This is a genomic window from Flavobacterium phragmitis (genome assembly GCF_900112575.1).
GTDB classification, from domain to species: Bacteria; Bacteroidota; Bacteroidia; order Flavobacteriales; family Flavobacteriaceae; genus Flavobacterium; species Flavobacterium phragmitis.
On sequence record NZ_FOMH01000002.1, the window covers coordinates 179,593 to 196,499 of the forward strand.

The 16,907-nt window shown below is 44.0% G+C and carries 2 protein-coding genes; one reads left to right on the top strand and one right to left on the bottom strand.

The window, feature by feature from the left end:
* Positions 1–28 precede the first annotated feature (28 nt).
* Positions 29–14,953, bottom strand: coding sequence for a DUF7507 domain-containing protein (locus BM289_RS03700; protein ID WP_143102040.1), 14,925 nt, complete (start codon positions 14,951–14,953; stop codon positions 29–31).
* A gap of 585 nt (positions 14,954–15,538) precedes the next feature.
* On the opposite strand from BM289_RS03700, the gene BM289_RS03705 reads away from it, so the two are divergent.
* Entirely contained in the window at positions 15,539–16,750 is a 1,212-nt protein-coding gene (locus tag BM289_RS03705; RefSeq protein WP_091491537.1) for an OprO/OprP family phosphate-selective porin, read from the top strand.
* Positions 16,751–16,907: the final 157 nt, after the last annotated feature.

Here is a 16,907-nt window from a genome sequence, read left to right on the forward strand (position 1 = left end):
TGTGTATTTAAATCATGAATCTTTAAGATTAATTTCCCGACAGATATAAATAACCTGTCTTGCTTATTGGTTCATTGAGATAGGTTTTATAGGTGATCACATAAAAATAAGTTCCATCTGGCAGTCGTTTTTGCTTGTTAACCGTTGCCCTTCCTTCAGAAATTCCCCTAAAGGCGACCGATTCGTTATCATAACCGTAAGCATCATAAACCAGAACGCCCCAGCGGTCATAAATCTGTACGTAAGAATCGGTGTAACATTTAATGTTATCAATTTTAAAGACCTCATTTCGACCGTCGCCATTTGGTGAAACGGCATTATAAATAGTTATCTTACAAGCGTTTAAAGAAAGAATTGTCGGATCATTCTCTGCCGTAGAATTATCGTCGGAAAGATCGCTTGCTGTTAATCCATCGGGACTTACGGCGGTAACCTCAGCCTGATTCTCAACAAGGCCTGCCTCAATATCTGCAGCAGTAAGGACGTAGGTGCCTACAAATGCAGCAGTGTTCGTTTCGCCTTGTTTTAGAATAATTGGGTCTCCGGTTATGCTTAACCCTGGTTTTGGATCTTTGATTACAGTGTTTACCAAAACAACATTTCCGGTATTGGTAACAGCAAAATGATACGTAACGGTTTCTCCTATTTCGGCATAGCCATTTTTGTTTTCATCATTGAATACTGCAGTTTTAACAAGCGCTATTGATGGCCTTAGCGTTAAATCGATAACAGTCGGATCATCATCACCGGTTAAAGCCGGATCTGTGCTGTCAGAAACATCTGTAACAGAGCCTCCCTGCGGATCATCACCAATAGCCACAGCAGTATTGATTACTGCACCATTGGCAGCATCAGCAGCGGTAACGGTATAAGATGCCGTCGCGGTGCCTGTTGCACCCGGAGCCAATGTACTTGGCGTTACAGCTATTGAAGCCGCTGCCAGCATCGGGTCTGCTATTACAACATTTGTAAGGGGTACATTTCCGGTGTTTCGAACGGTGAAACTATAATTGATTACAGAGCCGACCCCGCCGCTGCCCGATAATTGTCCGCCTTTCACCAATGTCAAATCTTTAAACTGAATAACAGGAGTCACCGTTGGATCATCATCACCGATAAGCGCTGGATCATCACTATCAGACAAATCCTCAATAGCAGCCCCTACAGCTGGCTGAGCAGTTACCAAAGCCTGATTCACTACGAAACCTGCATTGATGTCAGCCTGAGTCAAGACATAACTTCCAGTATAGCTTGTTGTATCTGACTGCCCTGTTGCTAATGCTGCTATTGGGTTTCCGGTAATTACTGCTTTTGGATCGGTAACGGTAACATTAGCAAGGTCTATTGCTCCGGTATTGGTGATTCGGAATGAATAGCGGATAAGCTCTCCCGGCTGCGCATAGCCGTCACCATTGGTATCAGAGAACACTCCTCGTTTAACAAGTGCAATTCCAGGCTGTGAAACTGAAATTTTAATTACGGCCTGATCGCAATTCAGAGCATTCAGATTTTCACAGATTGAATAAACAATCGTGTAGATTCCCGATGATGTGCCGGCCGGAACACTTACAAATCCGGTAGCTGGATCCAACGCAGGCACTGCTCCTGCCGCAATCGGGTCAGCCGGCGAGAGTACATTTATTTTAATTTGCGCCAGAGTTGGAGCGGCATTATCCAGTAAGTCATTGGTTAAGACATTTACGACATTTGATGCTCCATCCAGGCCATTGATTCCGCCTGCCGCATCGTCATTGGCAATAATGGGTCCGGAAATTACCGTAACAATAATATCAGCTTCACTGCAATTCGTTGGATTTAAATTCTCACAAATCGAATAGCGAATGGCATATGTTCCGCTTGGAGTCCCTGTCGGAACACTTGCATTTCCTGAAACAGTATCCAATACTGGCACCGGACCCGCATTAATCGGTGCCGCAGGCGTAACCACTGCAATGGCAATTTCTGCCAGTTGCGCTGGTGCTCCATTCAAATTATCGTTTGCAATGGCATTTGCAATATTGGCCTGGCCATCAAAACCATTTATATTTAAAACGGTATCATTATTGGCTTCAATTGCCGCGGCCGTAACGGTAATAAATACGGCTGCATCATCAAAATTAGATGGATTTAAGTTCTCCGCAATTCGATATTGAATGGTATACAATCCAGCCGGAGTCTTAGCAGGAACACTAATAATTCCAGTTGCAGCATCCAAAACAGGCACATTTGGATTTCCGTTGATCGGATCTGCCGGATTTAGAACTGTTATTGTAATTTGACTTATGTTAATAGCGGCAGCTTTTGCTTTTTTTGCCTCTATTGATGAATCATTAAATGAGTCATTATCCAGCACATTCAATGCATTTGCCGATCCGACATAACCGTTTACATTTAAATTAATATCATTGTTTGCAATAATGGCAGCTGCACTTACCTCAACTGTAATATCAGCTTCACTGCAGTTTCCTGGATTCAGTTTTTCACATATACCATAATGGATTGTATATATTCCTGCTGAAGTTCCGGCCGGAACATCAACATTGCCTGTTGCAGCATTAAGTACCGGAACAGGGTTTGCTGCAGTATAATCTGCTGGCGTTGCCGTGCCCATCGAAGTAATCGCTACCTGAGCCAATTGAACTGCGGTGCCGTTTAGTAAATCATTTGCAATTGCATTTATTACATTATCTGCACCGGCATAACCGTTCACATTGGCTACCGTATCATCAGCAGCAAGAATTGTCGGTCCGATAACTGTAATGTAAACTGCTGCATCATTGCAATTCGTCGGATTTAAATTCTCACAGATACGATATTTAATTTCATAATCCGCTGCCGGCGTTCCCGCCGCAACACTCACCATTCCGGTAAGGGGTTCTAATGTCGGTACTGGCCCGCCATTAATTGGTGCTGCCGCCTCATCAACAGTAATGGTAACGTTACTTAAGCTTGCTGCTGCTCCATTAAGGGTATCATTTGCTAACACATCAATAGCATTGGCAGTAGCTATGTAGCCGTTGATATTGGCTAAAGCATCATCATTGGCAGCTATTTCAGGAGCATCCACAACAACAGTTATAACGGCATCATCAAAATTTAATAAAGTTGATGCTTCTCTTAATCTGTAACTAATGGTATAGGTTCCAGCTGTGGTGCCCGCAGCAACGCTTACCACACCTGTTGCTGCATTTAATACCGGAACTGTACCTCCATTTATAGAAGCCGCAGGAACAACATTAGTAATGAGAACCTCAGCCGGATTTACCAAAACCCCGTTTAAGGTATCATTATCCAAAACATTGATTGCGCTTGCAGTGCCTGCAAAACCATTAATTCCGGACGCATTATCATCAACGGCATCAATTGTTGCGGCGGCAACTCTCACAGTGATCACTGCCTGGTCGCAATTACCTGAATTTAAGCTTCCGCAAATTTCATAGGTAATAAAGTACGTTCCTGCATGAGTACCGGCCGGAACATCCACATTTCCTGTAAGAACATTTAATACTGGAACCGGAGCTCCGTTAATTGAGCTTGCAGGGGTTATGAGTTTTGCGCTGAAATCTGAAAAGTCCATCGGCAAACCATCCAAGGTATCATTGCTGTAAGCATTTAATACGTTGGCTGCCCCCGTGTTTCCGTTAATGTTGTCTGCAAAATCATCATTGGCGGCAATTGGCGGAGCCAAAACAAGAATAGTGATAGTGGCCTGGTCACAATTTAAAGGATTCAGCCTGTCGCATATCATATACCTGATTTGATAGGTTCCTGCCGGTGTGCGCTGCGGAATAGATACCTGTCCGGTTGCCGGCAGCAGGAAAGGAACCGCCCCTCCGCCTATGGGAGCTGCCGGAGAAACTACCGTTCTTATTACCAAATTGATATCTGTCAAAGCACCCCCGTCATATTTATCATTACTGGTGAAGGCGTTCAATACTTCTGGTGCGCCAAGATATCCGTCAATATTGGTAATTAAATCATCTTCAGCTTCAATTTGAGGCCTGTCCACCACAACATAAATTGAAGCCTGGCTGCAATTGGCGGGATTCAGTTTTTCGCAAATTTCATATTGTATTACATAAGTACCCGACTGCGTTAAGAGCGGGACATCTACAGTTCCAGTAATGGTATTCAATACAGGAACATTTCCATTAGTGGAAGTTACAGGGGCAGTAGTGCCGATATGGGCAATATTAACCTGAGCGAATGAAACCGCTGCGCCATTGAGCAAATCATTTGCCAGGGCATTTACAACATTGTCTGCTCCTCCATATCCGTTAATATTCTGCACAAAATCATCTTTGGCAATAATACCCGCAGCCAAAACAGTGATTGCAATATCAGCTTCACTGCAATTGGACGGATTGAGTTTTTCACAGATTCTATAATGAATTGTATAGGTTCCTGCTGATGTTCCCGCGGGCACATCAACAGTTCCTGCAGCAGTATTTAACAGCGGTACTGGATTTCCTGCAGCATAACCTGCAGGCGTTACTGTACTCACCGAGGTAATATCAATTGCATTGAATTGAATATCCATACCATTCAATCTGTCGTTTGCAATGGCATTTAGCACATTATTGGCACCAGCCAAGCCATTAATATTACCCGCTGAATCGTTATTGGCAATAATAGCTGGCGCTGTTACGATAATTGTTATTTCAGCAGTATCTGAATTAGCCGTGTTTAAGTTTTCACTTAATGTATATCCAATTGTATAGCTGCCTGCTGCTGTGCCTGACGGAACATTTACATTTCCGGTTAAAGGATCTAAGACAGGAACCAGTCCTCCATTAATTGGGGCTGCCGCAACAATATTTCCAATTGTTACCTGTGAAGGAACGGCTGCAGTTCCGTTCAATTTATCATTTGTTAAGGCATTAACCACATTGTTTGCTCCCAGAAAACCGTTAATATTGCCTGCTGTATCATCAACGGCATCAATTGGGGCTGAAATTACGTTAATAAACACTGCAGCATCATCACAATTTGCTGCATTTAGCTTTTCGCAGATATGATATCTAATTTCATAGTCGCCGGCAGGAGTTCCCGCCGCAACATTCACCATCCCGGTAAGCGGTTCTAATGTTGGAACTGGTCCGCCATTAATTGAAGATGCCGGGGTGTCAACTGTAACTGTTACCTGATTCAGGTTGGTTAAGGCCCCGTTAAGATTATCATTTGCTAAAACATTTATGGCATCTGCAGTGGTGAGATAGCCGTTAATATTAGCAGCCGTATCGTCATTGGCTTCAATAGCCGGAGCAATAACTTCTATTGAAATTATTGCCGTATCACTATTGCTGAGGTTTAGAATTTCTCTTAAACGATAAGTTATTGAATAGCTGCCCGCGGCTGTTCCGGCCGGAACGCTCACATTTCCTGTTGAAGCATCTAAAATCGGCACAGGGCTTCCATTGATAGGGGTTGCCGCTGTTAGGACACTTATTTCAACCTCTGCAGGATCTACTAATACACCATCTAAAGTATCATTGTCCAAAGCATTAATAACACTTGGGTTTCCTGTAAATCCATTTACCGAAGCAGAAGGAATATCATCGGCTGCCAGAATTTGTGCCGGAACAACCGTAATTGTTATAGCGGCCTGATCACAATTGGCGGGGTTTAGGGTTTCGCAAATCCTGTAGACAAATTTATATTCTCCTGCAGGAGTTTGAGGCGGAACACTGACAGAACCGCCTGCCAGATCGAATGAAGGAATTGGACCTCCTCCTATTAAACCTGGAGCTGATATAACTGCTGCTGTTATATCGTTAAGATCAAGTGTTCCTCCGTTTAAGGAGTCATTATCATAAGCATTCAGAACATTTGCTGCACCTTCATGACTGTTGATTCCAGAAGCCGAATCATCATTAGCAACAATTGGCGGCGCAATAACATTTATAATAATTACGGCATCATCGCAATTGCCAGTTCGTGAATCTCCTGCAGTTGGAGGAACTGCTGGCGTATTAAGATTTTCGCAGATTTGATATTTTATCTGATACTGGCCTGCAGGTGTTCCCGGCGGAATAGTAACTCGTCCGGAAGATGCAACCAGTTCCGGAACTGGAGCTCCGGGAGTTTTTGGTGCTGCAGGAATTAAAATTGAAGGTGTAAGAAGTCCCGCTAAATTAATATTTACTGGCGCTGCGTTGAAAGTATCATTGCTTGTGTAGGCATTAATTATATTAACCGCCCCCTCGTAACCATTGACATCTGCCACCAAATCGTCATTTGCTGCAATTGGAGCAGGATCGACAACAATTGCAATACTGGCATCCGAGCAATTAGCCGGATTTAATTTTTCACAGATGTGGTATTTAATATAATAGGTATCAGCCGGCGTTCCTGCAGGCACGCTTACCCAGCCCGTTGCTGGACTAAAAACTGGAACATTCGCTCCAGGATATGCTTCATCCGCGGCTGTTTCCTGTGTAACTATTATTTCACTAAGATTTGCAGCTGTAATTGGAACTCCATTTAAACTATCATTGGTTAAGGCGTTAACCACGTTTATCTGTCCCGTATAACCATTAATATTTTGAGCTGTATCATCATCAGCATCAATAATTGTAGTCTCAACCTGCACTAAAATACTTGCCGTATCGCAATTGGAAGGACTGGCAATTTCGCATATGCTGTATTTAATTTCATAAAGCCCTTTTACAGTTCCTGCCGGCACATTTACATTTCCTGTAGCAGTATCTAAAACCGGCACGTTCAAAACAGCAGGATCAATTGGCGATGCCGGACTGGTCACTGAAAGCGTTACATTGGAAAGCGTAGCCTGCGCGCTTGCCAGTCTGTCATTTGTTAAAGCATTAATAACATTATTTGCTCCCGTATAACCATTAACAGCAGGAACCGCAACATCAATTCTGGCGTCAATCCCAGCAGTTGTCACCGCTACAGTTTCAGTTGCTGTTGAGCAGCTGCTTAAATTTCCGGCTTCACAGATGGTATACGTTAAAGTATAATCGTCTGCCGGAGTTCCTGCCGCTACAGAAATCGTGTTGGTTAAAGAATCAAAGGCCAGATAACTTGAAATAGAATTTATGGTAACCTGAACATTGGACGCAGTTACCGGAAGTCCATTCAATGTATCGCTGTCTAAAATAGTCTGCGTTCCCGTATTTCCTCCAAGATCGCCGGAGATTGAAGCAAAAGTTTCTGCAACAGCACAAATTCTATTAAAAACGCTAAAAGGCGTACCGGAAGAAATACAGGCATTTAACCCGACCCTTCTCACATATATAGTTATAGTTCCTGAGGGCAGTCCGCTAAAGATATTACTCGCCTGAAAAGCTATTCCATCTTTACTGTACTCAAAACCGGTTCCTAAATCAGGATTCGTAACGGCAATGGTTCCTGTCGCATTTGCACAGGAAGGCTGCTGGGTTACTGCACCAATTGGGGCGGCAGGCATATCAAAAACATTTAAGGTTACAGTGTTTGAGATCGTCTGGCAGCCTGCCTGAGATTGGGAAACTAAAACTCTAAAATACCTATTGCCAGCAGTTGAATATTCTGGGGTGGTGTAAGAAGCTGTTGTTCCGCCGCTGCCATCGGTTACATTCGTATAAGGCCCGGATAAGACTGATGCCGTCTGCCATTGATAGGATATAGTGCCAGGCGGGATATTTCCCGAAGCCGCCACCGTAAAAGTATTGGATTGGTTAATGCAAACTTCGCCATCCATTGGCTGGGTGCTTATTAGAGGAGATTCAAAAACATTTACTTCTGCTGCATCAGAATTAACAATCCCGCAGCCTGCTCCTGAATCCGTTACGCGCAATCTGTAAAAAGTATTTATACTGATATTGCCCGTTGTATAGGTTGCTGAATTAGCACCTGTGCCATCGGTTACATTTGCCCATCCGGCTGTTCCATCCAATGATTTTTGCCATTGGTAAGTGAAATTTCCAGAGCCGCCTGCAACCCCTGATGACATTGTAAAAATTCCTCCTTCGCAAATATTTCCTCCCGCTGGCTGGGCTGTAATAACCGGGTCCGGGATTACTGCTGCCATAACAGCATTACTTACAAGGGTGCAGGCTGGATTTGACGTTGTTATTACAGCGCGATAATAGGTTGAGGCCGATAATGGTGCTGTGGTGTAATTTGCCGTTGCTCCTCCGGTTCCGGTAGAAACATCCGTCCAAGCCGCTGTGCCATCCTGGGAACTTTGCCATTGATAGGCAAATGCAGCTGGACCTCCATTGGCAGAAGCCGCTGTTGATAATGAAACCGTCCCCCCCGAACAAACCGGAGCCGGAACATTTGGCTGGGTTGTAATGCTTGGAATAATAACGGCCGAAACATTTGACGTTACCGGGTCGCAGCCCTGGGTTCCTTCAGAAATCGCCACTACATAATAAGTGTTTTGGGTTAAAGCCGGAGTTGTGTAAGATGACCCATCTGCTCCAGGAATATCTGTGTAAGGACCCGCCAATACTGTTGAATTTTTCCACTGATACGTATAGTTTCCTGAACCTCCGCTTGCCGCTACATTTAAAGCTGCCGATTGCCCGCTGCAGATATTAGTGCGTAATGCGGGCTGTACCGTAATCGAAATATCTGATAGAACAACAACCGTCGCAACAGAAGAAGTGATGGTATTGCAGCCATTTCCGCCGGCACCGACATCAACTCTGTAATAGGTGGTCTGGGCTAAAGCCGGTGTTGTGTAAGTTGCTGCTGTAGCGCCTGAAATGGCGCTAAATGCGCTATTATCCGTGCTGCTAAACCATTGATAGGTTAAATTCGGTGTGCCATTGGCTGCAGTAACAGATAAGGTATAGTTTCCGCCAGAGCAAATTGTAGTTCCTGCCGGCTGGACTGTTATTGCAGGATCTGCCACCACGGCTGCCTGTACAGCATTGGAGATTAGCGTACAATTGGTTGCTGATGAAGTTACTATAGCGCGATAAAAAGTATCCGCTGACAATGTTCCCGATGTATAAGAGTTTGTAGCCGCCCCCGTTCCATCGTCCACATCTGCCCACGAGGTTGTACCATCGGGCGAGCTCTGCCATTGATAGCTCAATGTTCCGGCACCTCCATTTAAGGAAGCCGAAATAGTTACATTTACGATGCCTCCAACGCAAATTGGCGCAGGATCGGCTGGCTGCGCTGTAATGGTGGCAACAAATACCGGAGCTGTCTCTGAGTAAACCTCGCAGCCGTTTAAAGCCTGGGTGATTCTGACCCTGTAATATAAAGTAGAACTCAATGCCGCAGTTGTATAAGAAGCTGTAGCAGCTCCTGTCCCGTCTGTTACATCTGCCCAGCCTGATGCTCCATCTGCTGAACTCTGCCATTGATAAATTAAGGTTCCTCCCTGATCATCGCCAGAAGCAGTAACATTCATGGTGTGGGATGCACCCGAACAGATCGTATTTCCGACTGGCTGCTGCGTAACAGTTGGATCTGGTATTACATCAACTAAAACACTATTCGATGCAGTAAGACCGCAACCGTTTCCTGCTGCCGAAACCTCTACTCTATAATACGTATCTGAAGTAAGGGCCGGAGTTGAAAAAGTATTTGATGTTGCTCCGGAAATTAATTCAAAACTCACATTATCTGAACTGCTGAACCATTGATAATTTAAACCAGGAGTTCCGCCAGCTGCTGCAACTGTCAAGGTAAAGGTTCCACCTGTACAAACCGATCCTCCTTCTGGCTGCACTGTAATTGACGGATCAGCGGCAACAGCCGCTGTAACGGCATTGGATGTGAGCGTGCAATTTGCTGCTGATGAGGTAATCAAACACCTGAAACTAGTATTCCCCGTTAAAGGATCTGAGGTGAAATTTGGAGTTGTGGCCGAAGCATTCAATTCATTTACAAATCCTGAACCTGAATCACTCTGCCATTGGTAGCTCAATGTTCCCGAACCGCCATTTAAGGAAGCGGCAACGCTTAAATTTACTATGCCTCCCACACAAACGGGCTGCGGAACTGAGGGCTGCGTTGTGATGGCAGCCACACTCACTAATGCGGCATTAGAAAAAGTTTCGCAGCCGCTTCCGGTTTGCGTTATTCTCGCTCTAAAATATAAATTTGAAGTTAAGGAAGCAGTTGTATAAGTATCTGTAGTTCCCCCGTTTCCTCCTGAAACATTTGTCCATCCTGAAATTCCATCCGCAGAGCTTTGCCATTGATAAGCAATTGTTCCGGCAGCAGCATTTGCAGTGCTCGCAGCAACATTCATAGTATGGGTGCCGCCTGAACAGATTGTATTTCCTACGGGCTGAGCGGTAACAGCTGGATCCTCAATTATGGTAAGTTTTACAGCATTACTGGTTATCTGGGCGCACGTACTGGAAACATTTACTCTATAATAATATTCGCCAGCGGGTAAAGAACTATCTGATGCAAATGATGGACTGGTCTGTCCTGAAATATCTGCCCAGCCAGTTGTTCCGTCTGCTGATGACTGCCATTGATAGGTATAGGGGGCAATGCTTCCTGAAGGTGTAGTATTTAATGTTAATGTGCCTCCTTCACAAATAACAGCATCACTTGTTAAGGCGGAAGTGGTCAAATCTGCCGGCCGAACGATATTCACTTCATCTGAATATGGTGTGCAGGAACCGTTGCTGATGGTCCATTTTAATCTTGTTGTACCTATGGATATATTCGTTACTGTTGTGTTAAAAGCGTTTGGATCTGTAATTACTGCCGTGTTTCCTGCATTCGATACAAAGCTCCACTCTCCTGTTCCCTCTGAGGGGTCATTTCCTGAAAGTACTGCAGCAGCTGCATTACAGATAGTCTGATCAGCTCCGGCATCTGCCAAAGAAGGCAGAGGATCTATGGTAACAGATACTGTGCTGGAACTTGGGGGACATGACCCGTTTGAAATGGTCCATCGAAAAACATACACCTCTACCGGGAGTCCAAAAACGCTGATTGTAGGAACAGTGCCAAAAACAGCGGTTACAGGAGATGATGGCGTTTCAAAAACTACAGCTGAGGGGCCAGAAATTTGTGTCCAAAGCCCCGTTCCTACTGCTGGCGCATTTGCATTTAAGTTTAAAGGCTGAAATTCACATATCGAAATTGGCGCTCCCGCCGCAGAAGCTGTTGGCAATGCGTCAACAGTTAAGCTAAGATCATCAAAGAAGGAACAGGACAGATTAGTGGCTGTCCATCGTAAAACATAAGTTCCGGCCCCGTTTGGGGTAAAAGTAGAAGTTGGACTCGATGCATTAGAAAAAGATCCTAATGCCGGTCCGCTGGCTTGCGACCATTCCCCGCTTCCTGCTGAAATTGCGTTGGCTGCTAAAGCTGCTGTGGAAGACTGACAGATTGTTTGGTCCGGCCCCGCCTGAGGCACCGTTAAATCTGCTGTAACCGTAATCTGGACAGTAGTGGCTGTTGGCGTACAAACGTTCCCGTTTGCAACGGTCCAGCTAAATACATATACGCCTCCTGTCTGGGTTAAATTGGAAACTGTTGTTGTTGGTAAAATTTCAGAACTGAAAACAGCCGTTGTAGGACCTGAAACCTGGGCCCACTTTCCTGTTCCAACATCTGGAGGTGTAGCTGCAAGTTCTGTTACCGAACCGCAAATGGCCTTATTGCCTTCTGCAATGGCAGGTGATGGAGACGCGGCATATTCAACCCTGACCTGATCCGAATTGCTGCAGCTTCCAGAACTTACTGTCCAGTTGAAAACATAAGTTCCAAATCCCGGATTTATGTATTTGGCATTTGGAAGCGCCGCATCATCAAAAGCTCCTCCCGAAGGGCCTGAAAGTACTGTCCATAATCCCGTTCCCTGAATTGGATTTGCAGCAGAAAGCTGAATTTCCTGCACCGGCAGATCAGCGCTACACAAAACCTGATCCGGTCCTGCATCAGCAGTTGAGGCCTGGCCGTTAACTGTTACCTGAATATCATCTGAAGATTCCGGGCACGAACCTTGTGCTGCAATTGTATATCTGAAAACATATGCTCCAGGAACTAAACCTGTTACCGCTGCGCTATTATTTCCTGTCGGCGTAATTGTCGGTGCTCCGATTCCTCCTGAAACATAGCTCCAGGTTCCTGTACTGGTTGGATTTCCAACCAGATAAAGCGGCCCTGTTAGGCAAGTAGAATAGTCTGATCCTGCGGCCGCAGCTTCTGTCACTTTTATGCTTACCTGATCTTTACTGACAGGGCAGTTTATGCCCGTATAGGTTATCCATTCTAAAATATATTCTCCTGTTACCAGTCCGGATAAAACTGAGTTGGGCTCATCTACATCAGAAAAAACGGGAGAATTTGGCCCGCTGACTAATGTCCATATACCATTTGTCCCTTCCTCTGGCGCTGTAGCTCCCAGTGTTGCGTTTGTCTGATTGCAAACCGTCTGATCTGGTCCTGCTGCCGCAGCTGATGGCGCCTGGCTAATATTAAGCTGTACAGAATCTGAAGAGGAAGCACATGCACCTTTAGAAATGGTCCATTTATATACCCAGGATCCCTGCGTCAAGCCTGTAATGGTCGTCGTAGGATTGGTAGGATCTGCAATTACGGGCCCATCTCCCCCGCTTACAAATTCCCATAGACCTGTTTCTCCTGCTGCCGGAGCATTTCCTGCAAGAGTGGCTGTGGATCCGCAAATATTTTGATCATTTCCTGCCTGCGCAACTGTAATGGATGGAGCTATGGTTATGGCAACACTATCCTGCGCATCTGTACAGCCAACGCTGCTTACCGTCCATTGAAATTGATAATTTCCGTCAGTGAGTCCCGTTACAGTTGTATTGTATTGGGCTGGATTGGTAATTGCAGCTGCCGTTCCCGATGTCTGTATCCATAACCCCGTTCCCGGAGACGGATCATTTGCAGCTAAGGTCATCGATGTCGTTCCCGCAGCAAGGCATTGATCCGGACCAGCATCTGCTGTTGCACCTTGTGATGCATTGGTGGTTACATCTACCGTATCAGAGGAGCTTCCGCAGCCATTTGCAATGGTCCATGTAAAGGTATAAGTTGTATTTTGCGCCAGACCGGAAGCGATTGCATTGGGGTCGTTTACATTATTAAACGTTATTCCTGCACTTGGAGAAACAGTCCATGTTCCCGTTTCACTTGCCTGTGCTACGTTTCCCTGTAACTGGACAGGCGCGCCAAAACAAATGGACTGGTCATTTCCTGCCTGTGCGGGCGTAGGCGTCTCGCTGGACACAATAACTTCGGCAATGCTTTGGGTTATATCGCAGGCAGCACCCCCAGAAATTGTCCACCTAAACCTGTATTTACCGCTAATTAAACCCGACACGGTTGTTTCAGGATTTTTAACATCTGAAAATACTGCTGTAGAGGGTCCTGAAACCTGCGACCAGGTTCCGCGTCCTCTGGTCGGTGTATTCCCTGCCAATTGGGCTGTTGTTAAATTACAGGCCAGATTCTGAACTGTCCCTCCGCTTGATGCCGAAGGCGTTGCTGAAATGACTATAGAAACATCATCATAAACCGTTTCGCAATGGCTTTCAGGATTTGGGGCTTTCACTAATCTGATCACATAGATACCTGAAACTCTTAAACTGTCAATTGTGACAGCAGATCCCAGAAAATCAACCAAAGGGGTAGGAAATGAAGGATATGTTGCCGTATAAGGTGTAGGCCCGCTTACAATCTGCCAGCTCATCTGCCCATTGCCTGATGCAGTAACGGGAATGGTCGCTGTAAATTCATTACATCCCAAAGTCTGATCCGGGCCGCCTGAGATGGCTATGGTCTGCTCTAAGGTAACGCTGTAAGTTCCTGTAGAGCTGCATCCTGTTAGAGTATTGCTTAAAGTATATAAAAAATTATAGGTACCCAATGCTGTCATTCCTGTAACTAATGTAGAGGATGATGTTGGATTCTCAATTACCGCTGTAACCGGCCCACCGGTTTGAGTCCATTGGACAGTTTCATTCACGTACAAAGGTATTGTGCCTTGTAAAACGGTTGAGGTTCTGCCGTCGCAATAGGTTAGTCTTGAATTAAGAACGTTGGTTACATCAGCAGTTGGCGCTGGAACTGTAATGGTTACTTCATCAGTTCCGTTGGCACAATTTCCAGCCACAGTCCATCTTAAAACGTAGGTTCCTTCTATTAGACCGTTAACATTTGTATTATTGGCATTAGCGTTGGAAAAATTCGGAACATTTGGTCCCGAAACTACCGTCCAGGTTCCCTGCTGCTGTCCCGGAGAATTTCCGCCAAAGCTTCCGCTCAGATTAACATTTTGTGTCGAGGAATAACAGTTTGAAAGTGTAATATCTGCACCTGCCGTTACCGGTTCAACACCTCCTAAAGCACTAATTGCCACTTCATCAAAACTTTCACAGCTCGAAGCGCTGTTTACTATCGTCCATCTTAGTGTTGTTGTGCCGGATGTAGCGCCTGAAACTGTAATTGAAGCATTTGGCGAATTGGGGTTAATTAACGATATCCCTGCATTATTACTGCCTTGAATAGTCCAGGTTCCTGTCTCAGATGCGCCCGCAGCATTTGCATTTAATACGTACGTGCCCTGGCAGTAAGTCTGGTCCGTTCCTGCTTTTGCCTGGGTTATGGGCTTAATGGTTATTTGAAAATCATCAAAGACAGTTGAACCGTCCTGACATTGGGCAGTCAGCCTAAAGCCATATGTATTTCCAGCACTGGCTCCTCTTACCAGACTTTGAAGGCTTCCCGGATCATCAATAACAACTGCCGGACCGGATATTTGTGTCCACTTGGGATTTTGCAGATAGCCTAATCCAGAATCTGCGTTAGCTGTTCCTAATAATAAAAACTGATCATAGGGCAGTCCGCCTTCTCCTCCTGGACATATAATTCTGTCGACGTTGGCATTTACCGTGCAGTTTTGGGCGAAGCCTGAAAACGGAAGCAGACACAAAAGCGAGAATAGAAAAAAGAATAGATTTTTATAATTAAATAGCGCGTAAAATAATTTCATAAATCCTTTCATTTAAATGTATAAACAACTCAGATATTATTAATAATTTTGATCCGTAATGTAATCTTACAATAGAGATACTATTGAAATATATTGGCAGATGGCTTATAATCAATCTTGTAAATGCGCAGCGCTAACCAAAAGCTGCAGTGCTGCATTCCTAGCAGCTTTTTTATAAAATTATAAAAATCCCAAGCGAAACAATCACAGAACTTGTTGCAAGTTATAATTTGAAACAAACTTTTTATTAGCCTTTTTAAATATTATTATTCTGGTTTTCAATTAACTTCCGACAGATAGCTGCTGATGTATTCTTAAAAGACAAATTCCAAAAACGCCGTAAAAGCAATTCGTATAAAAGAGATATGTTCTTTTATAAAAACTACTAAAATTAGCTTTTTGCGGATTAAATTCTGGCTGCATTTTAAATTTTACAGACGCACAATTCAACCATTTTATTGAAATAGAAATTTATTTATATAAAACAAAAAGTTAAATTTGAAAGAATTACCTTTACTAAGTTAGTTAAAAATATGATAAAATTGATTTTGTAATCGATTTTTTTTAATGCTTAATTTGCTTCCTATGAGAATTATCCGCAAAATTCGAAAGTCTATCATAAGTATTTTAGCACTGTTTTATTTTTCAAATGCCATTTGCCAAGCGCCAAAAGATACTGCCAAAGCAATAGATTTAAGTTATGGAAAGAAAGGATTCCAGTTAGCGACAAAAGACAATAAATTCTCGCTTCAGCTGCAGAGCAGGCTGCAGTTTCGCTTTTCCAGTCCTTTTGATACTGATCCTCTTACCTATGATGATTTTAATCAGGAAAATCAAACAACATTCAAAATAAACAGGGCACGGCTTAAAGTTGGAGGACATGCATACGAACCCTGGCTAAGCTATTATTGGGAATACGAACTGAGCCAGTCCAATCTGCTTGATTTTAGGATTATGGTCGAGAAATGGAAATGGATGAGTTTTAAAGCAGGCCAGTGGAAAGTTGAATTTACCCGGGAGCGCTTTATCAGCAGCGGGGAACAGCAAATGGTGGAACGCTCACTATTGAACCGCTATTTCACCGTTGACAGGCAGATAGGGATTGAAATTTATGGCCATTTGAAAGGCAGAGGAATAGCGGATTTTAATTATTGGCTGGCGGCCTTAACCGGAACCGGAAGAGGAAGCACTCTAAACGATGATAAAAATCTAATGTATTTTGGGCGTGCCCAATGGAATTTTTTGGGAAGAACGCTGGATTTTGAAGGCGGTGATTTAGAATTTCATCAAAAGCCCGCTGCTATAATTGCACTGGCCGCCGTTACAAATCGCAGCCCATATACACGTTTTTCGCAATCAGGGGGAGGACATCTCGATGGTTTCGAAGAAGAAAATCCAGGACAGTACAGGGTAAACCAATACAACTTGGAAACTGCTTTAATGTATCGAGGTTTTTCCTGGCAGAGCGAATGGCACCACAAATGCATTATAGATAAACTTAATTTAAATAAAACAACAACACTAATGGGCTATTATGTCCAGGCCGGTTATTTTTTTCATACCATTGCCGATTGGTTTCCTAAAAAACTGGAAGTCGCAGGCAGGCACTCGCTCTACAGACCCGATAAAAACCTTACTGAAAATCTGGAAACAGAATCAACCCTGGCTTTCAATTGGTTTTTTAACGGCCATAAGAACAAACTTACAGGCGAAGTCAGTAATTTCCATTTTCAAGATAAGACCTTACCTCTTCAGGGCGGCTGGCGGTTCAGAATACAATGGGACATTTCATTTTAAAAAATTCAAAGATTTGAAAGCTATGAGCTTACCACTAATTTACCTTGCGCATTTTAATCATATTGGCGTAACCTTTTGGCATAAACTTAAATAAACAGAAAAAAATCTTTTTTAAATATATTCTCCCCATTAAATTGCGGATGCAGTTCATATTATT